The 24,064-nt window shown below is 69.9% G+C and carries 26 protein-coding genes and 1 pseudogene; 16 read left to right on the top strand and 11 right to left on the bottom strand.

What is annotated here, in order from left to right; all coding sequences use genetic code 11:
• Window positions 1-12: 12 nt before the first annotated feature.
• Window positions 13-822 (top strand): class I SAM-dependent methyltransferase, encoded by an 810-nt coding sequence (locus ACWCOV_RS15690; protein WP_449829940.1) that lies wholly within the window; start codon window positions 13-15, stop codon window positions 820-822.
• A 20-nt stretch (window positions 823-842) separates the two neighbouring features.
• On the opposite strand, the gene ACWCOV_RS15695 is transcribed toward ACWCOV_RS15690, so the two are convergent.
• Complete coding sequence (locus ACWCOV_RS15695) at window positions 843-1,583, bottom strand: IclR family transcriptional regulator (RefSeq protein ID WP_449829941.1); 741 nt, start codon at window positions 1,581-1,583, stop codon at window positions 843-845.
• A gap of 63 nt (window positions 1,584-1,646) precedes the next feature.
• Here ACWCOV_RS15695 and ACWCOV_RS15700 point away from each other — a divergent pair, with 63 nt between their 5' ends.
• From ACWCOV_RS15700 to ACWCOV_RS15730, 7 genes are all read left to right on the top strand, one after another.
• Entirely contained in the window at window positions 1,647-2,777 is a 1,131-nt protein-coding gene (locus ACWCOV_RS15700; protein ID WP_449829942.1) for a cupin domain-containing protein, read from the top strand.
• Window positions 2,774-3,583 carry a fumarylacetoacetate hydrolase family protein gene (locus tag ACWCOV_RS15705; protein ID WP_449829943.1) on the top strand — a complete coding sequence of 270 codons (810 nt, stop codon included), beginning with the start codon at window positions 2,774-2,776 and terminating at the stop codon, window positions 3,581-3,583. Before ACWCOV_RS15700 ends, ACWCOV_RS15705 begins: the two co-directional genes overlap by 4 nt.
• Window positions 3,583-4,185 carry a maleylpyruvate isomerase family mycothiol-dependent enzyme gene (locus ACWCOV_RS15710; protein ID WP_449829944.1) on the top strand — a complete coding sequence of 201 codons (603 nt, stop codon included), beginning with the start codon at window positions 3,583-3,585 and terminating at the stop codon, window positions 4,183-4,185. The genes ACWCOV_RS15705 and ACWCOV_RS15710 overlap by 1 nt, the downstream gene beginning before the upstream one ends.
• A gap of 51 nt (window positions 4,186-4,236) precedes the next feature.
• Window positions 4,237-5,505 carry an MFS transporter gene (locus ACWCOV_RS15715; protein WP_449829945.1) on the top strand — a complete coding sequence of 423 codons (1,269 nt, stop codon included), beginning with the start codon at window positions 4,237-4,239 and terminating at the stop codon, window positions 5,503-5,505.
• Window positions 5,454-6,140, top strand: a complete 687-nt coding sequence (locus tag ACWCOV_RS15720) for a GAF and ANTAR domain-containing protein (protein ID WP_449829946.1) — start codon at window positions 5,454-5,456, stop codon at window positions 6,138-6,140. The genes ACWCOV_RS15715 and ACWCOV_RS15720 overlap by 52 nt, the downstream gene beginning before the upstream one ends.
• 45 nt (window positions 6,141-6,185) lie before the next feature.
• Complete coding sequence (cpt, locus tag ACWCOV_RS15725) at window positions 6,186-6,716, top strand: chloramphenicol phosphotransferase CPT (protein ID WP_449829947.1); 531 nt, start codon at window positions 6,186-6,188, stop codon at window positions 6,714-6,716.
• Between the two features lie 125 nt (window positions 6,717-6,841).
• Window positions 6,842-7,996 carry an alkaline phosphatase PhoX gene (locus tag ACWCOV_RS15730; protein WP_449829948.1) on the top strand — a complete coding sequence of 385 codons (1,155 nt, stop codon included), beginning with the start codon at window positions 6,842-6,844 and terminating at the stop codon, window positions 7,994-7,996.
• Here the strand turns inward: ACWCOV_RS15730 and ACWCOV_RS15735 are convergent.
• On the bottom strand, window positions 7,993-8,952 hold the full coding sequence (locus tag ACWCOV_RS15735) for a TIGR03885 family FMN-dependent LLM class oxidoreductase (protein WP_449829949.1): 960 nt from the start codon (window positions 8,950-8,952) through the stop codon (window positions 7,993-7,995). The genes ACWCOV_RS15730 and ACWCOV_RS15735 overlap by 4 nt on opposite strands.
• A gap of 101 nt (window positions 8,953-9,053) precedes the next feature.
• On the opposite strand from ACWCOV_RS15735, the gene ACWCOV_RS15740 reads away from it, so the two are divergent.
• Window positions 9,054-9,644 (top strand): TetR/AcrR family transcriptional regulator, encoded by a 591-nt coding sequence (locus ACWCOV_RS15740; RefSeq protein WP_449829950.1) that lies wholly within the window; start codon window positions 9,054-9,056, stop codon window positions 9,642-9,644.
• On the opposite strand, the gene ACWCOV_RS15745 is transcribed toward ACWCOV_RS15740, so the two are convergent.
• The 3 genes and pseudogenes from ACWCOV_RS15745 to ACWCOV_RS15755 form a co-directional block, all read right to left on the bottom strand.
• Window positions 9,631-10,725 (bottom strand): aldo/keto reductase, encoded by a 1,095-nt coding sequence (locus ACWCOV_RS15745; RefSeq protein WP_449829951.1) that lies wholly within the window; start codon window positions 10,723-10,725, stop codon window positions 9,631-9,633. The genes ACWCOV_RS15740 and ACWCOV_RS15745 overlap by 14 nt on opposite strands.
• A 45-nt stretch (window positions 10,726-10,770) precedes the next feature.
• On the bottom strand, window positions 10,771-11,031 hold the full coding sequence (locus tag ACWCOV_RS15750) for an SDR family oxidoreductase (RefSeq protein ID WP_449829952.1): 261 nt from the start codon (window positions 11,029-11,031) through the stop codon (window positions 10,771-10,773).
• Window positions 10,959-11,129: pseudogene (locus tag ACWCOV_RS15755) on the bottom strand (SDR family NAD(P)-dependent oxidoreductase); the annotation flags it as partial. The pseudogene ACWCOV_RS15755 and the gene ACWCOV_RS15750, both read right to left, overlap by 73 nt.
• 71 nt (window positions 11,130-11,200) lie before the next feature.
• Here ACWCOV_RS15755 and ACWCOV_RS15760 point away from each other — a divergent pair.
• On the top strand, window positions 11,201-13,213 hold the full coding sequence (locus ACWCOV_RS15760) for a GMC oxidoreductase (RefSeq protein WP_449829953.1): 2,013 nt from the start codon (window positions 11,201-11,203) through the stop codon (window positions 13,211-13,213).
• Between the two features lie 80 nt (window positions 13,214-13,293).
• Here the strand turns inward: ACWCOV_RS15760 and ACWCOV_RS15765 are convergent, their stop codons facing one another.
• Both ACWCOV_RS15765 and ACWCOV_RS15770 read right to left on the bottom strand, forming a co-directional pair.
• Window positions 13,294-13,845: a VOC family protein gene (locus ACWCOV_RS15765; RefSeq protein ID WP_449829954.1), complete on the bottom strand. Its 552-nt coding sequence runs from the start codon at window positions 13,843-13,845 to the stop codon at window positions 13,294-13,296.
• 24 nt (window positions 13,846-13,869) lie between these two features.
• Complete coding sequence (locus ACWCOV_RS15770) at window positions 13,870-14,613, bottom strand: LysR substrate-binding domain-containing protein (protein WP_449829955.1); 744 nt, start codon at window positions 14,611-14,613, stop codon at window positions 13,870-13,872.
• A 39-nt stretch (window positions 14,614-14,652) separates the two neighbouring features.
• Here ACWCOV_RS15770 and ACWCOV_RS15775 point away from each other — a divergent pair, with 39 nt between their 5' ends.
• The gene (locus tag ACWCOV_RS15775; RefSeq protein WP_449829956.1) at window positions 14,653-15,024 is read left to right on the top strand and encodes a DUF5997 family protein; all 372 of its coding nucleotides are present in this window, start codon (window positions 14,653-14,655) and stop codon (window positions 15,022-15,024) included.
• Here the strand turns inward: ACWCOV_RS15775 and ACWCOV_RS15780 are convergent.
• Window positions 15,005-15,463, bottom strand: a complete 459-nt coding sequence (locus ACWCOV_RS15780; RefSeq protein WP_449829957.1) for a GNAT family N-acetyltransferase — start codon at window positions 15,461-15,463, stop codon at window positions 15,005-15,007. The genes ACWCOV_RS15775 and ACWCOV_RS15780 overlap by 20 nt on opposite strands.
• A gap of 86 nt (window positions 15,464-15,549) precedes the next feature.
• On the opposite strand from ACWCOV_RS15780, the gene ACWCOV_RS15785 reads away from it, so the two are divergent.
• Genes ACWCOV_RS15785 through ACWCOV_RS15800 form a run of 4 tightly spaced genes read left to right on the top strand, consistent with a single transcriptional unit; the run spans window position 15,550 to window position 19,370 of the window.
• A complete protein-coding gene (locus ACWCOV_RS15785; RefSeq protein ID WP_449829958.1) occupies window positions 15,550-16,806 on the top strand; it encodes an ABC transporter substrate-binding protein in 1,257 nt (418 codons plus the stop codon).
• Window position 16,807: 1 nt separating this feature from the next.
• Window positions 16,808-17,488: an amidohydrolase family protein gene (locus ACWCOV_RS15790; protein ID WP_449829959.1), complete on the top strand. Its 681-nt coding sequence runs from the start codon at window positions 16,808-16,810 to the stop codon at window positions 17,486-17,488.
• Window positions 17,485-18,240 carry an amidohydrolase family protein gene (locus ACWCOV_RS15795; RefSeq protein WP_449829960.1) on the top strand — a complete coding sequence of 252 codons (756 nt, stop codon included), beginning with the start codon at window positions 17,485-17,487 and terminating at the stop codon, window positions 18,238-18,240. The genes ACWCOV_RS15790 and ACWCOV_RS15795 overlap by 4 nt, the downstream gene beginning before the upstream one ends.
• Complete coding sequence (locus ACWCOV_RS15800) at window positions 18,237-19,370, top strand: DegT/DnrJ/EryC1/StrS family aminotransferase (protein WP_449829961.1); 1,134 nt, start codon at window positions 18,237-18,239, stop codon at window positions 19,368-19,370. The genes ACWCOV_RS15795 and ACWCOV_RS15800 overlap by 4 nt, the downstream gene beginning before the upstream one ends.
• On the opposite strand, the gene ACWCOV_RS15805 is transcribed toward ACWCOV_RS15800, so the two are convergent.
• The 3 genes from ACWCOV_RS15805 to ACWCOV_RS15815 all read right to left on the bottom strand — a co-directional run bounded on the left by ACWCOV_RS15805 (window position 19,357) and on the right by ACWCOV_RS15815 (window position 23,101).
• Entirely contained in the window at window positions 19,357-20,880 is a 1,524-nt protein-coding gene (locus ACWCOV_RS15805; protein WP_449829962.1) for an FAD-dependent monooxygenase, read from the bottom strand. The two genes, ACWCOV_RS15800 and ACWCOV_RS15805, sit on opposite strands and share 14 nt — an antisense overlap.
• Window positions 20,873-21,826 carry an MBL fold metallo-hydrolase gene (locus ACWCOV_RS15810; protein ID WP_449829963.1) on the bottom strand — a complete coding sequence of 318 codons (954 nt, stop codon included), beginning with the start codon at window positions 21,824-21,826 and terminating at the stop codon, window positions 20,873-20,875. Before ACWCOV_RS15810 ends, ACWCOV_RS15805 begins: the two co-directional genes overlap by 8 nt.
• Before the next feature lie 135 nt (window positions 21,827-21,961).
• Window positions 21,962-23,101: a pyridoxal phosphate-dependent aminotransferase gene (locus ACWCOV_RS15815; protein WP_449829964.1), complete on the bottom strand. Its 1,140-nt coding sequence runs from the start codon at window positions 23,099-23,101 to the stop codon at window positions 21,962-21,964.
• A gap of 109 nt (window positions 23,102-23,210) precedes the next feature.
• Here ACWCOV_RS15815 and ACWCOV_RS15820 point away from each other — a divergent pair, with 109 nt between their 5' ends.
• A complete protein-coding gene (locus tag ACWCOV_RS15820) occupies window positions 23,211-24,059 on the top strand; it encodes an NAD-dependent epimerase/dehydratase family protein (protein ID WP_449829965.1) in 849 nt (282 codons plus the stop codon).
• The last annotated feature ends 5 nt before the right edge of the window (window positions 24,060-24,064 follow it).

Below are 24,064 nucleotides of genomic sequence, written 5' to 3' on the forward strand. Positions count from 1 at the left end.
GGGAACACCACCATGAGCACCACCACTTTCGAGGACATCAAGGCGAAGCAGCGGGCGACCTGGGGGAGCGGTGACTACGCGAAGATCGCGTGGGTGACCGTGCCGGTCGCCGAGGCGCTCGTCACCGCGGTCGATCCGCGGCCCGGCGCGACCGTGCTGGACGTGGCGACCGGGACCGGACACGCCGCGCTCGCCGCGGCCAGACGGTTCGCGGTGGTCTCCGGCATCGACTACGTGCCGGAGCTGATCGCGCACGCCGAGCGCCGGGCCGAGTCCGAAGGGCTCACGATCGACTTCCGTACGGCGGACGCGGAGAACCTGCCGTTCGCGGACGGCTCGTTCGACTACGTGCTGTCGGCGATCGGCGTGATGTTCACGGCCGACCACCAGAAGGCGGCGGACGAGCTCGTCCGCGTCACCAAGCCGGGCGGGCGGATCGGCCTGGCCAGCTGGACGCCGACCGGGTTCATCGGGCAGCTGCTGAAGACGGTCAGCCGGCACGCGGCACCGCCGCCCGGCGCCATGCCGCCCACCCGCTGGGGGAGCGAGGAGGTGCTGCGGGAGCTGTACGGCGACCGGGTCAGCTCGGTCGAGACCACAGTGGCGACGGTGACCCAGCGGTTCGCGTCGGCGGAGCACTTCGCGGACTTCTTCATCACCTACTACGGCCCGACGTACAAGGCGGCGGAGCGAGTCGGCGAGGACGGCCGGCAGGCCTTCCGCGCCGACCTGATCGAGCTGGCGAACTCGGCGAACCACGCCACCGACGGGACGCTGGCCTGCGACTGGGAGTACCTGATCGCAGTCGCCACCAAGGCCTGAGCAGGGCCTGAGTACCGGCGCTACAGCGCCGCGGAGATGGTCTGGGCCGCGGCGCTGAGCGCCGGCGCGATCTGCTCGACGCGAGCGGGGGAGTAGCGGGCGCTGGGCAGCGACACCGAGACCGCGGCCACCGTGTCGCCTTGTGAGTTGGTGATCGCGTGGCCGAACGCGATCAGCCCGCGTTCGGTGCGTTCCCGGTTGATCGCGATTCCGCTGCGCCGTACCGCGCGCAGCTCGCGCCGGAGCTTGACCAGGTCCACTTCCTCGTCGGCGTAGAGGGTCGTGAGCTGCTCGTCGGTCAGGGCGGCCAGCATGACGAGGCCGCCGGTCGAGTGGTGCGCCGGGAGCACCATGCCCTCGCGGCTGCCGACGCGCAGGGTCTGGGTGGACTCGACCGACGCGATGAAGCGGATCGTCCGGCCGGTGCGGATGCTCAGGTTGACGGTCTCGTCGAGGGTGTCGACCAGAGTCCGCATCGGCCCGAGGGCGGCCGCCCGGATGGCGCCGATCCCCGAATGTGCGGTCGCCGCGACCTCCAGGACCGGCCCGGCGCGGTAGCTGCGGTCGTCGTCCTGTACGGCGAAGTCGCGGTAGACCAGCGTGGACAGCAGCCGGTGCGCGGTCGACCGGGCCACGCCCAGCCGCTCGGCCGCGGCAGCCACGGTGAGCGGTCCCTCGACCTGCAGGATCACCGCCAGCCGGAGCGCGTGGTCGACGCTCGTCACGCCGTACGCCGGTGGGTTCTTCATCTCCCGGGCCATACGGCCATTCTGCAGGACAGAATCTTCTGTTCTGCGATCGCGGCAGCGGCGCAGGGTGATGCCATGACCGACTCACCTGTGAAGCTGACCGCCGAGGACCGGCCCGACCAGCCGCCGGCGACCCCTGAGCTGGAGGAGCTGTACCGCGGCTTCGAGAAGGAGCTGCTGGTGCCGCTGTGGACGCGGATCGGCGACTTGATGCCGCATCAGCCCACGTCGAAGGCCCAGCCGCACCGGTGGGAATGGAAGCACTTGGTCGAGCTGGCCGCCCGGTCCGGCGACCTGGTGCCAGTCGGTCGCGGTGGCGAGCGCCGGGCGATCGCGCTGGCGAACCCGAGCCTGGGCGGACGCCCGTACGCGACCCCGACGCTGTGGGCCGCGATCCAGTACCTGATGCCGGGGGAGGACGCCCCCGAGCACCGGCACACCCAGAACGCGTTCCGGTTCGTGGTCGAGGGCGAGGGCGTGTGGACGGTCGTCGAGCGCGACCCGGTCCCGATGCGCCGCGGCGACTTCCTCCCGCAGGCCGGGATGAACTGGCACGCGCACCACAACTCGGCCGCCGAGCCGATGGCCTGGATCGACGGGCTGGACATCCCGTTCCAGTACGACGTCGAGTCGCAGTTCTTCGACTTCGGCCGCGAGCACCTGTCGGACGAGGAGCACGCGACGCCCGATCGATCGCGTTCCGAGCGGCTGTGGGGTCACCCGGGGCTGGTCCCCGTGTCGCAGTTCAAGCCCGTCGAGGGCAGCCCGCTGCTGTGCTACCGCTGGGCTGACACCGACGCGGCGTTGACCGATCAGCTGGAGCTGGAACGCGAGGGTTACCCGAGCACGGTCGAGCCTGGGCATGCGCTCGTGCGGTACACGAACCCGACCACAGCCGGCGATGTGCTGCCGACGATCCGGGTGCAGTTCCACCGCATCGCCACGGGTGTCGAGACCGCGCCGCGCCGGGAGACCGGGTCGTCGGTGTACCAGGTGTTCGACGGGTCCGGGCGGGTGACGGTCGGCGACTTCTCCTGGTCGGTGACGCGCGGCGACCTGTTCGTCGTACCGTCCTGGCTGCCGTTGTCGGTGTCGTCGCAGGCATCCGCTTCGGACTCGGACTCGGGTGCGCTCGACCTGTTCCAGTTCAGCGACGCGCCGATCTTCAGCAAGCTCAACCTGTTCCGTGAGGAGGTCGGCCGGTGAAGCTGGCAACGATTCGGGTCGACGGCCGGACCACCGCCGTACGTGTCGAGGGCGAGGTGCTGGTCGACCTCGGGGCGCCGGATGTCGGCGCCGTGCTCGCGGGTGCTGAAGTTGCTGACGGCAAGGAGTATGCCGCGGCCGGCGCGGACTTCGCGCCGCTGGTGCCGCGGCCCAGCAAGGTGGTGTGCGTCGGGCTGAACTACCGCAACCACATCCAGGAGATGGGTCGCGACCTGCCGGAGTACCCGACGCTGTTCTGCAAGTTCGCCGACACGTTGATCGGCGCGTACGACGACATCCAGCGGCCGGCCGAAACCGCCATGTTCGACTGGGAAGCCGAGCTGGCCGTGGTGATCGGCCGTGAGGTACGGCGGGCCGACGAGGCGGCGGCCGTGGACGCGATCGCCGGGTTCACGGTGCTGAACGACATCACCTGCCGGGACTGGCAGTTCCGCACCCGCGAGTGGTTGCAGGGCAAGAACTGGGACTCCACCACCCCGGTCGGTCCGTACCTGGTGACGCCCGACGAGGTCGGCGGACCGCGGCCCGCCCTCGACATCCGCTGTCAGGTGAACGACCAGGTGGTGCAGAAGGACACCACCGGCGACCTGCTCTTCGACCCGGTCGACCTGGTCAGGTACGTTTCGACCATGATCCGGCTGAACCCGGGCGATCTGATCGCCACCGGCACCCCCGGCGGCGTCGGCCACGCCCGCAAACCCCCGGTGTTCCTGCAGGGCGGCGAGACCGTCGTCACCGAGATCGAGGGCCTCGGGCGCCTGGAGAACCGCGTGGTGGCGGGCTGATGCGCTGGGTTGCGGAAGGTACGGCGCTCAGCCGCAAAGCCCTCGTGGATCTCGACGGCCCGTCGCTGCTGCCCGGCTGGACCAGGAAGCACGTCGCCGCGCACCTCGCGCTGAACGCCGAGGCGCTCGGCAACCTCGTGCATTGGGCGCGGACCGGCGAGGAGCGGCCGATGTACTCGTCGCCCGAGCAGCGGAACGCGGACATCGAAGCCAACGCATCCCGGTCGGCCGACGAGTTGCTCAACTGGTTCGACACCTCCGCACGCGAGTTGGCGGAGGCGATGGCCACGTTGACCGATGAGCAGTGGCAGACGCAGGTGCTGACCGCGCAGGGTCGTGAGGTCCCGGCGACCGCGATCCCGTGGATGCGCAGCCGCGAGGTGATGATCCACGCGGTCGACCTCGGCACCGGCGTGACGTTCGCGGACCTGCCGGCGGACTTCCTCGAGGAGCTGTGTGCCGACATCCGCACGAAGCGTGGCGACGTACCCGAAGTGCGCGGTCCGCTGCCGCAGGTGGCGGCGTACCTGGCCGGTCGCCCGTATGAAAACGTGACCACCGCCGACGGGACTCCCGCGGAGCCCTTGCCACCCTGGCTGTAGAGATCGTCGAGGCGGCTCCGACGTAGCAGATGACTACGGAGGAGGTGCCCGATGACCAGGCCGGAACAGGTACTGCGGACCTACATCACGCTGATGGTGGTGTCGACGGGCGCGTCGTCGATGATCTGGGGTGTCAACACGCTGTTCCTGCTCGACGCGGGGTTGAGCATCGGCGAGGCCTTCGCGGCCAACGCGTTCTTCACCGTCGGGATGGTGCTGTTCGAGGTCCCGACCGGAGTGGTCGCGGACACGGTCGGACGGCGTACGTCGTACCTCCTCGGGACGATCACGTTGCTCGGGTCCACGCTGCTGTACCTGCTGATGTGGCAGACCGGCGCGCCGTTCGCGGCCTGGGCGGTCGCGTCGATGCTGCTCGGACTCGGTTTCACCTTCTTCAGCGGCGCCACCGAGGCGTGGCTGGTCGATGGCCTGCACGCGACCGGGTACCAGGGCTCGCTCGACGCCGCGTTCGCCAAGGGGCAGATCGCGAACGGGATCGCGATGCTCGGCGGGTCGATCGGCGGCGGTGTGCTCGCGCAGGTGACCAACCTGGGTGTCCCGTACGCCGTTCGCGCGGCACTGCTCGGGGTGACCTTCGTGGTGGCGTGGCGGGCGATGCATGACGTCGGCTTCACGCCGAAGCCGCGGGTGTCGGTCGTCGCGGAGATGCGCGCCATCCTGCGCGCGTCGCTGGACCACGGCTTGCTGAATCCGCCCGTGCGTTGGGTGATGCTCGCCGCGCCGTTCACCGCCGGGGTCAGCATGTACGGGTTCTATGCCGCTCAGCCTTACCTGCTCGAGCTGTACGGCAGCAGTGACTCCTACGCGATCGCCGGGTTGAGTGCCGGCTTGGTTGCCGGTGCGCAGATCGTGGGTGGCGCTTCTGCGTCGTACCTGGCTCGTGCGTTCCGGCGCCGTACGTCGGTCATGCTGGCCGCGACCGGGACAGTCGTGGTCGTGCTGGTGCTGATCGGCCTGGCGTCCAGCTTCTGGGGTGCGTTGGGGCTGCTGGCCGTGTGGGCTGTGCTGTTCGCGGCGGTCACGCCGGTGCGGCAGGCGTACCTCAACGAGCTGATTCCGTCGGCGCAGCGCGCGACCGTGCTGTCCTCGGACAGTCTGCTCGCCTCCGGCGGTGGCGTGGTGATCCAGCCGGCCCTCGGCCGGGCCGCGGATGTCTGGGGCTACGGCACGTCGTACGTGCTCGGCGCGGGTATCCAGTTCCTGGCGCTTCCGTTCATCCTTCGGGCTCGTGGGGTACAGGAGCCCGTATGCGCGACGAAGACCTTGTCGAAACGATGCGACAGCTCTCCAGGACGCTGACGCCGCGTGCGCTTGACGAAACGTTGAGCAACATCACGCGGGCGGCGGTCGAGCTGTTGCCGGTCGTCGAGTACGCCAGCATCACCGTGCTGCACGACGACCAGCGGCTGGAAACCGTCGCGCCCACGGCCGATCTGCTGCTTCCGCTCGACGCGGCCCAGTACGAGCTGCACGAGGGGCCGTGCTACCAGGCCGCTCAGGACTCGGTGCACATCATCTCCCCGGACCTGGCGGCCGACCAGCGGTTCCCGAAGTACGCCTCGATCGCGGTGGCGTCCGGTATCCGGGCGCAGGCCGGGCTGCGGCTGTTCGACGCGCCGAAGGCGAACGGCGCGCTCAACCTGTACGCGCGCCAGCCCGGCGCCTTCGAGGACTTCGAGTCGCTGGCCGCGTTGTTCGCGCACCACTCCGCGACCGCGATCGAGTACGCCCGCGAGATCGACAACCTCGAAGAGGCGGTGCGTACCCGGACGACGATCGGCCAGGCGATCGGCATCGTGATGGAGCGGTACAAGATGCCCGAGCAGCGGGCGTTCGCGTTCCTGGCCCGGCTCTCGCAGAGCAGCAACACCAAACTCCGCCGGATCGCGCAGGACATCGTCGACCAGGTGCAGCGGCAGAGCGGCCAACTCTGACGAAAACCAGCGGCTGATGGGCGGTGGTCCGTCTAGCCTTGGGCCGTGACTGCGCAGCTGGTGGTGCTGAACGGCGGGTCGAGCTCGGGCAAGACGGGGATCGTGCGGTGCCTGCAGGCGGTGCTGCCGGAGCCGTGGCTGGCCTTCGGCGTGGACGACTTCGTCGACGCCCTGCCGGCCGCGATGCGGGACTCGGACGCGGGGATCGAGTTCAAGCCGGACGGTGACATCTCCGTCGGGCCGGCGTTCCGGCGGCTCGACGCGGCCTGGGTGGCCGGGATCGTCGCGATGTGCCGGGCCGACGCCCGGGTGATCGTCGACGACGTGTTCCTCGGCGGCGGCGGATCACAGCAGCGCTGGAAGGAAGCCGTCGGCGACCTCGACGTGCTCTGGGTCGGCGTCCGCTGCGCTGCCGAAGTCGCCACCGGCCGCGAACTGGCCCGCGGCGACCGCGTCGTCGGCATGGCCGCTCTCCAGGCCGACATCGTCCACGACGGCGTCAAGTACGACGTAGAGGTCGACACCACCCACACCGAGTCCATCGACTGCGCCCACACCATCGCCGCCCATCTCTGAACGCTGCTCGTCAATCGGTCGCCGTCCCGTGCCTTCGGGTTCACTGGGTAGCCGGGGCGGAGTTCATGTGGGGTCCGGTTGACTGTCCGTCACAACAGAACCGCCCAACGTTGTGAGGAGCAGTCGTGGACCGTCGTACCTTTCTTCGCGCGGCAGTGATCGGCACGTCGACATCGGTGGCCTTCGGATTCAGCGTGGCGCCGGAGGCGCTCGCGTTCCCGGCCCAGACCGGCCCGAGCCCGTACGGCGGCCTGCGGGCAGCCGACGCGAACGGCATCATGCTTCCGCAGGGCTTCACCAGCCGGGTGCTCGCGCGGTCGACGCAGACCGTGCCCGGCACCGGTTACACCTGGCACGGCGCTCCCGACGGTGGAGCGTGCTTCCCGAACGGCAGCGGGTGGATCTACGTGTCCAACTCGGAGCTGGGCAGCGGCAGCGGCGGGGCCAGCGCGCTGCGGTTCAACAGCAGCGGCTCGATCACCGGCGCCTACCGCATCCTGTCCGGCACGACGCGCAACTGCTCCGGCGGCGCGACCCCGTGGGGCACCTGGCTGTCCGGCGAGGAGAACGACCTCGGCTACATCTGGGAGACCGACCCGACCGGCGCGACGGCCGCCGTACGACGTCCTGCTCTCGGCCGGTTCTCGCACGAGGCGGCCGCGGTGGACCCGGACCGGCGAGTGATCTACCTGACCGAGGACGTCCCGGACGGCGGCTTCTACCGCTTCGTCCCGGCGACGTGGGGCAACCTGTCGTCGGGAACCCTGCAGGTACTGCGGGAGTCCGGCGGCGCGTTGTCCTGGGTGAACGTCCCCGACCCGGACGGCAGCCCGACCCGGACCCGCAAGCAGGTCTCCGGGATGAAGGTCTTCAACGGCGGTGAGGGCTGCTACTACCGCAACGGCACCTGCTTCTTCACCACCAAGGGCGACAACCGCGTGTGGGCCTACAACGCGGTCAGCAACACGATCGCGATCGCGTACGACGACAACCTGACCGGCAACCCGCCGCTGACCGGCGTCGACAACATCACCGGCGCGACCGTCGGCGACCTGTACGTCGCCGAGGACGGCGGCAACATGGAGATCTGCATCATCACCCCGAACGACGTCGTGGCGCCGTTCCTGCGGGTGACCGGCCAGTCCGGCTCCGAGCTGTGCGGGGTGGCGTTCAACCCGGCCGGCAACCGACTCTACTTCTCGTCCCAGCGCGGGACCAGCGGCTCGAGCAGCGGCGGCATCACCTACGAGGTCACCGGGCCGTTCCGCACCAGTCTCTAGACCAGCTCGGGCAGCACCCGCCGGCCGAAGGTGTCGAGGAAGGGTTGCTGCTGCTGGCCGACGTGATGGAGGTAGACCTCGTCGAAACCGAGGTCTACCGCCTCACGGACGCACGTGATGAACCGCTCCGCCTCCGAGGAGATCACCACGCTGCGGTACATGTCCTCCGGGCGGACGTACTCGGCCGCCAGGTCGAACTCCTCCGCGGTCGCGAGATTCCAGCACAGCGGCGCCGGGAACATGTTGGACCGCCACTGGTCGAAGGCGATGTCCAGCGCCTGCTCCTCGTCGGGTGCCCAGCTGATATGGATCTGCACGGCGAGTGGCTTGTCCTCGCCGCCGTTCTCCCGGAACGCGGCCACGAGCCGCTTCAGGAGGCCCGGCGGCTGCCAGATCGTCACCAGGCCGTCGGCCCATTCGCCGGCCCACCGCGCGGTCGCCTCGCTGACGGCGAGGGCGAGCATCCGGGGCTGCTGCTCGGGCAGCGTCCACAACCTCGCGCGGTCGACCTCGACCAGCCCGTGATGGGTGACTTCCTCGCCGGTGAGCAGCGCGCGGATCACGTCGACGGACTCTTTGAGGCGCGCGTTGCGAACATCCTTGTGGGGCCAGGGTTGTCCGGTGACGTGCTCGTTCATGAACTCGCCACTGCCGAACCCGGCCGACAGCCGGCCCGGGAACATCTCGGCCAGCGTCGCCAACGCCTGCGCGACGATCGCGGGGTGGTAGCGCTGGCCCGGCGTACTGACGACTCCGACCGGGAACGACGTGGTCGCCATCGCCGCGCCGAGCCACGAGAGCGCGAACCCGGACTCACCCTGGCGCCGGCTCCACGGGGTGAAGTGGTCCGAGGACCACGCGGCCTGGAACCCGGCCTGCTCGGCGGCCTGGATGTCTCGCAGCAATTGGCTGGGCGCGATCTGCTCGTGTGACGCGTGCCATCCGACGATGGGCATGCAGAACCTCCGGATCCTCGATCCGCCTGCCGGTGCCCTCACCTGCTCCACCGAAACGCACTGGAGCGTCGGGTGAGTGGACCGAGCGGTACAGTCGGGGTGTGCTGACGGCGAAGGGAATGGCTACGCGGGGCCGGATCGTGGAGGCGGCGGCTGCGGAGATTCGGGAGCGGGGGATCGCGTCCGTGACGCTCGATGACGTCGGGCGGCGGAGTGGGACGGGGAAGAGTCAGCTGTTCCACTACTTCCCGGACGGCAAGGAGCAGTTGCTGCTGGCAGTGGCCGAGCGCGAGGCCGAGCGGGTGATCGAGGATCAGGAGCCGCAGCTCGGGCAGCTGACCTCGTGGGCGGCGTGGCACGACTGGCGGGACGTCGTCGTCGAGAAGTACCGGCGGCAAGGGGTGAACTGCCCGCTCGGGGTGCTGATCACCGAGATCGGCCGGCACACGCCAGCCGCGCAGGCGGTCACCGGCAAGCTGCTCGCCCAGTGGCAGCGCCGGGTCCGGGCGGGTATCGAGGACATGCAGTCCGCGGGCGACATCCGCGCGGACGTCGACCCCGACCGGGCCGCGGGCGCGTTGATCGCCGCGATCCAGGGCGGGGTCGTCATCCTGATGTCGTCCGGCTCGTCCAAGCACCTCGAGTACGCCTTGGACCTCTGCCTCGACTACCTGCGCGTCAGCTCCAGTTGACGACCGGCGGGTGGTAGCCGGCCGGCTTGTCGGCGACCTTCGCGCCCGGACTGACCAGCCAGCCTTGGTACTCCGGCGTGAACATCCGGTACAGCGACTCCGGAGTTACGGCGCTTGCCTCGTCGAGCATCGCCCGCAGCTCCACCGGAAGCTCGAAGTCGAGAGCGGCCAGGCTGCTGTCCAGCTGTTCCGGACTGCTCGCGCCCACGATCGCCGACGCGATCCCGGGCTGGGTGGCGACCCAGTTGAGCGCGACCTGCGCCATCGTCACTCCGAGCTTGTCCGCAACCGTCTCGACGGTCTTCAGCAACTCCCAATGCCGATCGGTCCACGTCCGGCCCGTTGCGCCGTCACCGGTCAGCCGTCCGTCGCCCGCGAGGCCCTGGTCGTCGCGCCGGTACTTCCCGGTGAGGAACCCGCTGCCGAGTGGACTCCACGCGGTGATGCCGAGCCCCAGCGTCTGACCGACCGCGACATGCTCGGTCTCGATCGTCCGCTCGACCAGCGAGTACGGCAGTTGCAGGCTGACCATCGGGGTCAGTCCGTGCGCATCCGCGAGAGTCTGTGCGCGAGCGGCGTACCAGGCCGGTACGTCGGACAGACCGGCGTACCGGATCTTGCCGGCGGTGGTGAGGTCGTCGAACGTGCGCAGGACCTCCTCGACCGGGGTGATCCGGTCCCAGGTGTGCAGCAGGAACAGGTCGAGGTAGTCGGTGCGCAGCCGCCGCAGGGACGCCTCGACCGCGCGGATCATGTGCTTGCGGCCGTTGCCGCCCGCGTTCGGGTCGCCGGGGTCGACGCTGTTGGTGAACTTGCTGGTGAGCACCATCCGGTCGCGGAGCCCGGTCTCATCGATGAGCGTGCCGAGGATCGACTCGCTCTCACCTGCGGTGTAGAAGTCGGCCGTGTCGACGAAGTTGCCGCCGGCCTCGACGTACCGGCGGAAGATGGCGCGCGCCTCGGCCTCGGTCTTGCCGTACGGCGCGTGGAACCCGCCGGTGCCGAAGTTCATCGTGCCGAGAGCCAGCCGGCTGACGCGCAGCCCGGACCGGCCGAGTAGGTAGTAGTGATCAAGTGCCATGCCTTGCATGGTGGCTCGGCAAAAATGGACCCACAAGTACAAAAGTCAGGTCGCGGTGTAGCCGCCGTCGACGGGCAGCACGGCGCCGGTGACGTAGGTGGCCGCGGGAGACGCGAGGAAGGCGTACGGCGCGGCGATCTCGTCGACCGTGGCGCGGCGGCCGAGCGGCGTGAAGGTGTTGATCCGCTGGCCCGAGGCCGGGCCGTCGTGACCGAGCCGCCCTGGCCCTGGGCGATCCAGTGCCGGGCGGCGGCCTGGGCGGGGAGGAAGGCGCCGCGGAGGTTGACCGCGAGAATGCGGTCCCACTCGTCCGGGGTGTAGTCGACCGCCGGCTTGATGATGTCGATGCCGGCGTTGCACACCACGTGATCCAGGCGGCCGAACGCCCGGACCGCTTCGTCCACGAGGGCTTGCGCGAGGTCCGCATCGCTGACGTCCCCGTCCAGCGCTGCGTGGCCAGCTTATTGTGGGGCAGGTGACTGAGTTCTCGGACTGGCAGCGCACCGTGCTCGGGCGGCTGGCGGAGGTGGCTGTTCCGGCGGACGAGTTCCCCTCCGCGGCCGACGCCGGCGCGGTCGCGTTCGTCGAGCGCGTGCTGGTCGAAGACCGGCCGGACTGGCGGCCGCGGGTCGAGCGTGCGCTGGAGGTCGCGGGGGAGGATCCGGACCTCGACGCGCTGCTGGCCGACGAGGACGCGGCCTGGCTGGTCCGCCTGGTGGCACAGGGGTACTACGCGAACGATGATGCCTCCGGCAACCAATCGCCTGTCTGGACGATGGTCGGCTGGGAGTCCGCTGCCGTCCCGGTCGTCCAGACCGAGCTGACGATCACACCCTGGCCCCAGCTGCAGGACCGGTACGACGCGATTGTCATCGGCTCGGGCGCGGGTGGTGGGGCCGCCGCGCAGGTGCTCGCGGAGTCCGGCCGGTCGGTGCTCGTGGTCGAGGCCGGCCGCTACCCGTCGACCGAGTCGCTGATCCACGACCACCTCCGCAATCCACGTTCATGGTCCGCCCTCCCCGCCCCGACCGATCCCGATCCGCACGGGCGGCCGCGGATCTCGGTCGTCGACGGCGTACGACGTACTGTCCTGCCGCCCGATCCCGGTTGGGGCAACAACGCGTTCACCGTCGGCGGTGGGACCAGGGTGTACGGCGCGCAGGCATGGCGGTTCGTCCCGCGCGACTTCACTATGGCCAGCAGCTACGGGGTTCCGGACGGGAGCGGCCTGGCGGACTGGCCGATCACGTACGACGACCTGGAGCCGTACTACAGCCTCGCCGAGCAGCGATTCGGTGTGAGCGGCGGGGGAGTGGACCCATGGCATGACGCGCGGTCGATCCCGTTGCCGATGCCGGCGATGCCGCGGACCGCTCCGGCGCGGCGGTTGGCGGCTGCGGCTGATCGGCTCGGTTGGGGGACGCTCGACGTACCGCTGCTGATCAACTCCGTCGACTACCAGGGTCGGGCGGGCTGTGTGCGGTGCGTGCAGTGTGTCGGCTTCGCTTGCCCGGTCGAGGCGAAGAGCGGGACGCACAACACTGCACTGCCTGCCGCGTTGGCGACTGGCCGGTGCACGTTGGTGACCGAGGCGACGGCCGAGCGGTTGGTGACCTCTCCAGGTGGTCGCGTCGTCGGGGTGGCCCTGGCTGGGTACGCCGACGGTCGGGTGTGGCGCCGTACGGTCGAATGCGCCGAGGTGGTCGTCGCGGCGAGTGCGACCGAGACGCCGCGGTTGCTGCTGAGCAGCGCGCATGATCGGGAGCCGGACGGGCTTGGCAACAACCAGGATCAGGTGGGCCGGTATCTGCAGGCGCACGTGTACGCCGGGGCGGTCGGGCTGTTCGACGACGAGGTGGTCGATCTGGTCGGGCCTGGGGTGTCGATCGCGACCTGCGACTTCCGGCACGGCAACGACGGGATCGTGGGCGGCGGGATGCTGGCCAACGAGTTCGTGCCGACGCCGGCGGCGACGTACGACTATCTGAGCGCGGTCGGCCTGATCCCGCGGGCCGGTGCGGCCGGCAAGCAGGCGATGCGGCGTGAGGTGCGCCGGATGATGCGCGTGGTGGGGCCGATCCAGGAGGTCACGTCAGCGGAGTCCCGGGTGCGGGTGGATCGCGGGGTCGTCGATCGGTTCGGGAATCCGGTCGCCGTGCTCAGCGGGTCGATTCATCCGGAGGACGTGCGGGCGCAGGCGTTCATGAGCGAGAAGGCTCGGCAGTGGCTGGTCGAGGCGGGGGCGGTGCGTACGGCGGTCGGCGGGATCGGGAGCACGCAGCAGGCGAGTGCCGGTCAGCATCAGGCCGGTAGCTGCCGGATGGGTGACGACCCGGCGCGATCCGTGACCGACCCGCACGGACGGGTGTGGGGGCACGGCAACGTGTGGATCGCCGACGCCTCGACGCATGTGACCAACGGCGGGGTGAACCCGGTGCTGACCGTGCTCGCCAACTCGCTCCGGATCGCCGAGGCGATCGTGCGCTGAGCCGGCCGCGCACGGATCGTCGGCCGGCTCGGCCGAGGACGGGCGTCGGTCTGCTCAGCCGACGACGGGCGTCGGCCGGCTCAGCCGAGGACGCGGGAGATGCCGACGCCGCTGCGGGCGTCGCGGCCGTACTTCGCCACCTCGGCGGCCAGGTCCAGCCGGGCGACGCCGGCCTTCTGCTTGTCCTCGTCTGTGAGCAGGTCTGCCGGGATGATCCAGACGATCTCGAACTCCAGCCCGTTCGGGTCCTTGCCGTACAGCGACTTCGTGGTCCCGTGGTCCGAGGCGCCGACCAGTGCGCCGGCCTCGGACAGCGTGGTCGCCAGGTCCTCGAGGTCGCCGAGCGTGTCGACCTCCCAGGCGAGGTGGTACAGCCCGACCGTGGTCCGCCCGGCGCCGGACGGCGCGGCTTGGGCGCCGAGCTCGAACAGCCCGAGGTCGTGGTCATTGGTCGAGCCCGGCGCGCGCAGGAACGCCGCGCCGCGGAACGCGTCCCCGGTCTCGGTGTACCCGAAGCCGAGCACATCGCGGTAGAAGGCGACACTCTCGGCCAGGTCGCGCACGTACAGCACCGCGTGGTTCAACCGGAAGATCGCCATCACGCACTCCATCTCATCGTCGGTACCGACCATGATAGTTGAATGCTCAACCGAATGCTAGCGGCGGGGGCGGCCGCGCCGTCGCGCAGCCTTCCGGGCCGGTTGCTGTCCCGACTTCTGGGCCGACTTCTGCGTGGATTTCTGGGCGGACTTCCTGACCGGCTTCTCGGCTGACTGCTGTTGGGCTGACTTCTGGGCGTCCGCCCGGCTGCTGTTGACGGTCCGGCCGCGGACGATGCCGATGAACTGCTCCATCAGCTCGGTCGTCGCGTCCTCCGGCCACGCCAACGCGACCCCGGACTCCGGCGCGCCCAGCAGCGGCCGGTACGTCAGGTCCCGCCGGTGGTGCAGCCGAGCCACCGACTGCGGTACGACGACCAGCCCGGTGCCGGCCGCGACGAGCTCGATGGCCTCCGCGGTCGTCGCCGGCCGCGCGTCGATCACCCGACCCGGCGGACCCGGCCAATCCAGTACGTCGTCCTGCGGGTGCAGCATCAGCTCGTCCGACAGGTCCTCGACGGTCGCCTCTTCGACCGCCGTGACCACGTGGTCCTTCGGGACCACGACGACCGTCGTCTCGACGTACAAGGGGATGGCGTGCAGCCCGGTCCGGTCGATCGGCAGGCGCAGCAAGGCGGCGTCGAGCTCGCGGCTCCGGACCAGCGCGACGGCCTCGGCGTCGGCGACCTGGATGAGGTCGAGCGGGATGCCGCGGGAGCGCTCCTGCCAGATCCGTGCCCACTTGGCGGGCGTCACTCCCGGGACGTACCCGAGCCTGAACGACGTCTGTGGGCCGGTCACCTGCTCAGGTTACCGGGTGTGATCGCTACTCTTACTGCCATGACGGCGCGCAAGACCTCCCAGACCATGAAGCCCGCGACGGCGGCGAAGAAGCTGGGGGTGTACCTCCAGGCCACTCCGGCGGACTTCCAGGAGGGCGTCGTCTCTCGCGACGAGCTGAACGCGCTGCAGGCCGACCCGCCCGAGTGGCTCCGCGAGCTCCGCCGCAACGGCCCGCACCCGCGCTCGGTGGTCGCCGCGAAACTGGGCGTCTCGATCAGCGGCCTAGCCCGCGGCGGCATCACCGAAGCCCTGACCACCGAGCAGATCGAAGCCCTCAAGTCGGAGAACCCCGACTGGCTGCAGCACGAGCGCGACACCCAGGCCGAAGTCCGTAAGGAAGCCGCCCGGCTCAAGGAACGCGAGCAGTAGCCGGCTCGCGCACCATGTAGACGTCGATCGGGTCCTCGTCCTCGACGGTGAACCCGTGGCGTTCGTACAAACGCTGGGCCCGGCTGCCCTGGAGGACGTTGAGCCGGACAGGCACGCCGTCGGCGTCGGTTTGCTCGAGCAGGCTGCGCAGGACGGCTGAGCCGAGGCCGCGCCCTTGGTGATCCGGCGCGAGGTAGAAGTGCTCCAGCCACTGCCCGTCCTCGGCCGGCCGTACGGTGACGCATCCCGCAAAGGTGCCGTCGGCCACGATCACCGAGGTGTGCTCCGGGGAGAACGAGTCCCGCAAGCGCTGCCGCACGCGATGCTCGTCGTACCGCCCCAACCGCTCGAGATCCGGCCGCATCACCGCCGCCCGCAACTCGGCGATCACCTCGACGTCCCCGGCCGCAGCCGCCCGCAGCACCCACCTCGTCTCCACTCCCGAAGTATCTCAATGCTGCTGAGTGGTTGACGTCCGCCGGGTCCTGGGCTGTATTTTCGGGCCTGACCGTAAAAGGAGGCCCGATGAAGGTCAAGCGTCTTGGGGCGCCGCTCGCCGCGGCCGTGGTGGCGGCCGGGTTGAGTGCCTGTGGTGGTGGGTCGGGGGAGGGGGACTCGGCGAAGCCGGTCACGGTCTGGATGTATCCGGTGATCGCCGACGAGAAGGCGGCGGTGGCGTACTGGTCGCAGGTGGAGAAGGACTTCGAGGCGGCGAACACCGACGTCGACCTGACCATCGAGCACCAGCCGTGGGCGAACCGGGACCAGAAGCTGGCCACCGCGTTCTCCGGTGGCAAGGGACCGGACGTGCTGCTGCTCGGGCCGGACCAGATCCCGCAGTTCGTGAAGACGGGTTCATTGGAGCCGGTCGACAAGGTGCTCGAGGCGGACAAGTCGAAGTTCCTGCCGGGGGCGCTGGAGGCGCTGTCCGTCGACGGCAAGCTGTACGGCGCGCCGATCTACCACACGGTCACCACCACGCTCTACAACAAGAAGCTGCTCGACAAGGCCGGGATCGCGAAGCCGCCGGAGACCTGGGACGAGATCAAGGCGGCCGCGCCGAAGCTCAAGCAGGCGGGTGTCGCGACGCTGGACTACTCGGCCTCCCCGGAGACCTCGCTGAACCTGAGCTTCTACCCGCTGCTCTGGCAGGCCGGCGGCTCGGTGTTCGCCGAGGACGGCAAGAAGGTCGCGTTCAACCAGGCGCCCGGGGTCGAGGCGCTCACCTTCATCAAGGGCCTGTACGACACCGGCGGGATCCCGAAGAGCAGCCTGACCAACGCCAACGTGGTCGCCGACCAGGCGCTCGGCAAGCAGCAGGTGGCGATGGGCTTCACCAACACCCTGATCGACGCGAAGACGGTCAACGCCAGCTGGGGCGCGGCCAACGTGATCGTCGGTGTGCCGCTGCAGAACAAGAAGCGGGTCGGGTTCGGCCTGCCCGGCGGGCTCGCGGTGAACGCGGGCTCGAAGAACATCGAGGGCGCCGAGAAGTTCCTCGGCTTCATGACCCAGCCCAAGCAGGTGATCAGCCTCGGTACGGCGTCCAACTACCTGTCACCGCGGACCGACGCGCCGGTGCCGGCCTCGGACGAGCAGTCGAAGAAGTTCGAGGAGGCCCTGCAGTTCGCCTTCCACGGTGAGGTGAACCCGGCCGCCCGGCAGGTGATGGCCTTGCTCGCGGTCGAGATCCAGGCCGCGCTGACCGGCAAGAAGACACCGCAGAAGGCGCTGGACGACGCGGCCAAGCAGGCCGACGACCTGCTGTCCAGACAGCGCTGACATGAGAGTCGTCGACGTCAACCGGATCCTCGGGCCGGTGCCGGTGGGCGACGTGCCGAGCAGGGACGTCGCCGGGCTGGTCGCCGAGCTCGACCGGTTGGCGATCGACGCCGCGTGTGTCGTCCACTCGCACGCACTCCACTACGACCCGGTCGCGCCGGTCGCCGTACCTGGGCATCCACGGTTGACCAGCGTGCCGGTCGTCGTACCCGGGCCGCTGGGGACGCCGGTGCCCGATGCGCGCATCGTGCGGATGTGTCCGGCGGAGCATCGGTTCGCTGTGGCTGGGCCGCATGGGCTCGAGCTGGCGAGAGAGCTTGCCGAGCGCGACATCACCGTGTTGCTGGGATGGGAGTCGACGTCCGCAGCTGAGATTCATCGGCTGGCGACCGAGGTGCCTGCGCTGCGGATCGTGCTGATCAACACCGGGTATCGCGCGCTGCGGGAGCTCGCGGACCTGATGGATGCGCACTCGCGGCTCAGGGTCGACACGGCGAGTCTGTGCGGTCATCTGCAGGTCGAGTGGATGGCGAACCGGTACGGCGCGCACCGCGTGCTGTTCGGCACCGGCGCCCCCGAGACCGACGACGCCGGGCCGCGGTTCCAGCTCGACCACCTCGAGCTGCCGGCCGCCGACGTCGAGCTGATTGCCGGGGGCAACGTCATGGAGCTGCTCGGATGACCGGGATCATCGACGCCCACGGTCATCTCGGCGGCTGGTTCGCGTTCGCGATCGCGGACAGCTCGACCGAGAGCCTGCTGCGGGTGATGGACAGCTGCGGGGTGGACACCATGTGCGTCTCGCACCTGCTCGCGATCGGGCCGGACTCCCGGGCCGGCAACGCGCTGCTGCTGGACGAGCTCGCGAAGCATCCCGGCCGGTTCCTCGGGTACGCCGTCTACGACCCGCACGACCCCGAAGCGCCGGAGCGGACGGCCGACCTGCTCGCGAGACCTGGCGTGATCGGGCTGAAGCTACACCCCGACACCCACCAGCACGAGCTGGACGGACCTGGTTACGCAGCCGCGTTCGAGCTCGCCGCTGAGCGCGGTCGCATCGTGCTGTCGCACGGCATGTACGGCTCTCCGTGGTGCGACCCGGAACGATTTGCGGAGGTTGCCCCGCGCTACCCATCGGTCCAGTTGCTGATGGGTCACGCCGGCCTGTTCCCGGCCGGACTGCCCGCGGCCGCTGAGGTCGCGATGCAGCACCAGAACGTCACGCTGGAGATCTGCAGCTCCCGGCTGACCGCACGACACGTGGCCTGGCTCGTCGACGCCGTCGGCGCGGATCGGATGGTGTTCGGATCCGATGCGCTGTTCCTGGACCTGCGCGTCGGCCTGGGCCGGGTGCTGCTCGCGCCGATCGCGCCGGCCGACCGCGATCAACTGCTGTTCGGCACGATGACGAAGCTCCTGGAGGGATCGCGATGACGCTCGCTCTGCACGGTGGCCCGCCGGTACGACGTACGCCCTGGCCGAGCTGGCCGCCACCGGCGACGAAGGAACAACGCGAACTGCTCCTCGAAGTCCTCGACAGCGGCGCCTGGGGAGCGACCTCGGGGACGAAGGTCAACGAGTTCACCGAGGCGTTCGCGCGCTCGGTCGGGGCGCCGTACGGCTTGAGCGTCGTCAACGGGACCGTGGCACTCTTCCTGGCCCTGCGGGCCGTCGGCGTCGGCCGGGACGACGAGGTGATCGTGCCCGCGTACACGTTCGTGGCCAGCGCGACCGCCGTCGTGCTCGCCGGCGCCCGGCCGGTGATCGCCGACGTCACCCCCGGCACGCTGCACCTGGACCCGGGTGCGGTCGCACAACTGATCGGCCCGCGGACCAAGGCGATCATGCCCGTCCACCTGGCCGGCGCTCCGGCGGATGTCGAGGCGCTCAGGCAGTACGGCGTACCGATCGTCGAGGACGCCGCGCAGGCGCACGGCGCGACGTGGCACGGCAGGCCGGTGGGCACGGCCGGCGATGCGGCGTGCTTCAGCTTCCAGTCCAGCAAGGCGATGACGGCCGGTGAGGGTGGGCTGATCGTCACCGGCGACGAGGAGGTGTACCGGCGGCTGTGGGCGTTCCACAACGTCGGGCGCCGTCTCGACGGTGGTTGGTACGAGCATCCCGACGTCGGGTGGAACCTGCGGATGACCGAGTTCCAGGCCGCCGTACTCCTGCCGCAGCTCGCCACCCTCGACGAGCAGGTCGCGACTCGGCAGCGCTCGGTCGCGTTCCTCCGTCAGCATCTCGACATTCTTCCGGAACCTGAGGGCACGACGCGGAGCAGTCACCATCTCGCGCTGCTGCGGTACGACGCGAAGTGCAGCAAGGCCGAGTTCGTCGAGGCGATGACGGCCGAGGGTGTGCCGCTGGACTTGGGGTACCGCTCGCTGTCGCGGGAGGCCGCGCTGAGCGCCTACACCGAGTTGCGGCCTTGTCCGGTCGCCGAGGCGGCCGAGGACTCGGTCGTGTGGATCCGGCAGAGCCTGCTGATGGCGGACGAGGAAGCACTGACGGACATCGTCACCGCGGCCGCCAAGGTGCGGCAGGCCTTCAAGAACCGGTAAGCACACGGTGCATCGCAGCCGGAACGGACTGCGAGTCGGTGAGGATGGCGGCGACGTGACCGTCCGGCCGGATCAGCCAGGACTCGCCTGGACGTGCGCCGAGAACGGAAGGTTCAAGGCCCAGCTCGGCCAGGCTGAGCACGCGGTGGGGTGCGGACGTCTCCAACCTGCCCGACCCAGTGGTTGTCAGGAGCAACAATCCGTCGCGGACGAGCTCACGCAGCCGGCCACCGGGCACGGGGGCGTCGGGGATGATGATGCCGGGACCGGGTGCGGGCAGCTGGCCGCGGGGTGGGCGGCCGGTGAACGGCCGGGTCGGATCAGGGGTGGTCAGCGGCGAATCGACGTACCAGAAGGGTTCGGCGAAGCGGCCGGAGTCCACGTCCACGACCTTGGCCGGGTCGGCGCGGGCGGCGTCGAGGAGGGCGCGCCGCCGGGACCAGTGCGCCTCGTCGGGTGGTACGAGGAAGCGCATGGTGGCGCTGGTGATCTCCAGGTTCTCCAACGCCGCCGCGTGTCGTTCGTCGTGGTAGGTCTCGAGCAGTGTTTCCGGCGCCCAGCCGTGCAGGACGAACGCCAGCTTCCAGGCTGCGTTCTCGGCGTCCGGGACGCCGGAGTTCAGGCCGCGGGCGCCGAACGGCGCGTAGAGGTGGGCGCAGTCCCCGGCGAGCAGCACCCGTCCGACCCGCATCCGGTCCACACACCGGGAGTGGAACCGGTACACCGACTGCCAGACGAGCTCGTACGGACAGTCGCCGAGGATCATCCGGATCCGCGCGTCCAGCCGCCCGTCCGCGCGCTCGGCGTCCGCGTCGAAGTCATCGGGCACCTGCCAGTCGATCCGGTACGTCGAGTCCGGGCACGGATGGATGAGGACCTGGCGATCCGGGTTCCAGACCGGGTCGAAGTAGAACCGCCGCTCGGTCTCCCAGCCCGGCAGGTCGGCCCGCAGGTCGCAGATCAGGAACCGGTCGTCGAAACTCTCACCGGCGAACGTCACCCCGAGCTGTTGCCGCAGCGAGTCGGCCTTCGCTCCGGCGCACAGGACGGCGTACGCGACCCGCAGCTTGGCGGCGCCGCAGGTGAGGGTCACCCCGTTGTTGTCCTGGGTGATCCCGGTGACCTCGTGGTTCCATCGGACCTCGATCAGCGGCTGCGCGGCGATGCACTCGTCGAGGATCTCCTCGGTCCGGCTCTGGGAGATGTTCACGCAGGCCGGCAGCGCCGAGCGGCCGGGATCCGCGAACGACCAGGAGAACAGCTCGCGGTCGCGGTAGAACGTCCGGGCCGTCGTCCAGGCCAGGCCCTCGTGGACGATCCGGTCCGCGCCGACCGAGCACCAGATGTCGAGGACGTCGCGCTGCTGGCAGATCGACCTCGAACCGACGGCTTCCCGGCCGGGGCGCTGGTCGAGCAGGAGCACCCGGAGACCCCAGCGGGCCAGCAGCAACGCCGTGGTCTGGCCGACCGGTCCGCTGCCGATCACCGCGACCGGCGTGCCGTCATACAAGGCTGTCCCACACCTCGCGATCGCGCTCGGCGGTCCAGATCCGCGGCCAGTCGATCCCGTCCAGCTCGTCCCACAAGCGCTGGACGTCGAACGGCAGGCAGTGCTCGAAGATCGGCCAGTGACCGTACTGCGGCGCCAACGCCGCATGCGCTTCCTGGAACGCCTCGGCCACCGCCCCGCCACGCGAGTGCACTGCCCCGACCTTCTCCCGCAGGACGAGCAGGAAATGCCTGGTCTGCTCGATCGCGGCGTCGACCGCCTCGCGTCCCCGCGGTACGGCGCCCCGGCCACCGACCAACGCCTCGGCCTCGAACGCCTTCACCCGGTCCAGCGTCCCGGTCGACCAGTCGGTGTGGAAGGCGTCACCGGTGTAGAGCGCGGCCTGCGCTTCGACCAGGTCGCCCGCGAACAACACACGCTGCTTGGGCAACCACGCGACGATGTCGCCGGCGGTGTGCCCGCGACCGCAGTACTGCAGGACAAGCTCACCACGCGGCCCGCCGAGGTCGATCGTGAGCTGGTCGGAGAAGGTCACATCCGGCCAGGTGAGGCCTGGAATCGAGGACGGTTCCTTGAACAGCCGCGGCATCCGCCCGAACTCGCTGTCCCAGTCCTGCCGTCCGCGTTCGGCGACGAGCTTGCGGGTGTTGTCGTGCGTGATGATCACGTCGGCGCCGAACGCGGACGCGCCGAGCACCCGCACCGCGTGGTAGTGGCTGAGCACCAGGTACCGCACCGGCTTCGTGGTGTGCTCCCGCAGCTTGTCCAGCCACTCCCGGGCCGCCACCGGCGTCGCCCGCGCCTCGAACGCGACCACGAAGTCCTCGCCCTCGATCGCGCCGACGTTCGGATCACCCTCGGCCGTCAGCGCGTACACCCCGTCGGCGAGCACCTCGAACGTCTCCGCCTTCGCAGCCAAGTCCCCCGAGGACGCAAACGGCTTCATCCCAACCTCCACGACCGATTCCTGCCACACACCGTGACACCCGCAGCCGCCCCGGTAAAGGATCGACGCCATGGACCCGAGCCTCATCGCCGTCCTCACCGGCCGGCTGTACCTCGAGCCGGGCGGGGCGGACCTCTAGGACGTCAGGTCTTTGAACGCTGCCAGCGCGCGCTGGATGTTCTCGATCGAGTTCGCGTACGAGAAGCGCAGGTGACCCTCGCCGTACGCGCCGAACGCCGTGCCCGGAAGACAGGCCACCCCGGCTTCCTCTAGCAGCCGGTCGGCCAGCGTCGCCGCGGACTGGCCAAGCTCGGTGATGTTCGGGAACGCGTAGAACGCGCCGCCCGGCTCGACACAGGACACCCCCGGTACGGCGTTCAGGCCCGAGACGATCACCTCGCGGCGCTCCCGGAACGCCTCCAGCATGGTGTCGACGTCGTCCCACGGGCCTTCGAGGGCGGCGATCGCGGCGTGCTGGCTGAAGGCCGACGTACAGGAGACCGAGTTGATCACCAGGCGGGTGATCGGCTCGACCAGCGGCTGCGGGAACACGCCGAAGCCGAGCCGCCAGCCGGTCATCGCGAACGTCTTCGACCAGCCGTCGAGCAGGATCGTCCGCTCCGCCATGCCGTCGAGGTCGAGCACGCTGTGGTGGTCACCGTCGTACCGCAGCGCCCAGTAGACCTCGTCGCTGAGCACGACCAGGTCGTGCCGGATCGCGATCTCGGCGATCGCCTCGAGCTGCTCGGGCGTCGAGGCGCTGCCGCACGGGTTGTGCGGGGAGTTCAGGATCAGCAGCTTGGTCCGTTCGGTGACCAGCGACGCGAGCTCGTCGGGGTCGATCACGAACCCGTTCTCCTCGCGCAGCGGCACCGGGACCGGCGTCGCGCCGGCGAACGAGGCGATCGACGCGTACATCGGGAAGCCCGGGTCCGGGTAGAGGACCTCGTCGCCCTCCTCGCACAGCGCCATGATCGCGAAGAACATGATCGGCTTGGCGCCGGGCGTGACCAGCACCCGGTCTGGCGTGGTGGTCAGCCGGCCGGTGCGCTCCAGGAAGTCGGCCACCGCGGTCCGCAACTCGGGGATACCGGGTGCGGGCACGTAGTGCGTGTGGCCCTTGTCGATCGCCTGCTGTGCGGCGGCCGCGACGTGGGCCGGGGTGTCGAAGTCCGGCTCGCCGATCTCGAGGTGCACGATCTCCCGGCCGCTCGCCTCCAGCGCCTTGGCCTTGGCCAGCACCTCGAACGCAGACTCGGTCCCGAGACGTTCCATCCGCCCAGCTAGTTTCACAACGCCGAGCCTAGTCCACCGGTTGGTTATGCGCTGAGAGCGCTTGCTGCGAGTGGAATCATCAGGACCAACAGCTCGAGAAGGAGTGCGGATGGCACGGGTAGCGGTCACCGGAAGCAGCGGCAAGCTCGGTCGCGCGGTCGTCGACCACCTGGTGGACAGCGGGTGGGACGTGGTCGCCCTGGACCAGGCGCCGCCGGCGCGCGCCGAGGTGACGTCGACGCGGGTCGACCTGACCGATTTCGGCCAGACCTACGAGGCGCTCGCCGGCATCGACGACCGCCACGACGGCGTAGACGCGATCGTGCACCTGGCCGCGATCCCGGCGCCGGGGTTGCGGCCGAACGCGGCCACGTTCGAGAACAACATGGTCGCCACCTACAACGTGTTCTCGGCGGCGCTGCGGGCGGGCGTGCGCAACATCGTGTGGGCGTCGAGCGAGACCGTGCTCGGACTGCCGTTCGACGAGTTCCCGCCGTACGTGCCGGTGGACGAGGAGTACGCGCCGCGGCCGAACAGCACGTACTCGCTCGTGAAGACGCTGGAGGAGGAGCTGGCCCGGCAGCTGGTCCGGTGGCACCCGGACCTCAAGCTGATCGGCCTGCGGTTCTCCAACGTGATGTACCCGGAGGACTACGCGAAGTTCCCCTCGTTCGACGCCGACGCCCAGTCGCGCAAGTGGAACCTCTGGGGCTACATCGACGCCCGCGACGGCGCCCAGGCGGTCCGCAAGGCCCTCGAGTACGACGTCACCGGCACGGACGTGTTCATCATCGCGAACGCGGACACGGTGATGACGCGGCCGAACGAGGAGCTCCTGGCCGAAGTCTTCCCCGGCGTGCCGGTGAAGCGGCCCTTCGGCCCGAACGAGACCCTGCTGTCCATCGACAAGGCCCGCAAGCTCCTCGGCTACGAGCCCGAGCACTCCTGGCGCGACTGAACCAC

Source organism: Kribbella sp. NPDC002412 (assembly GCF_053592935.1).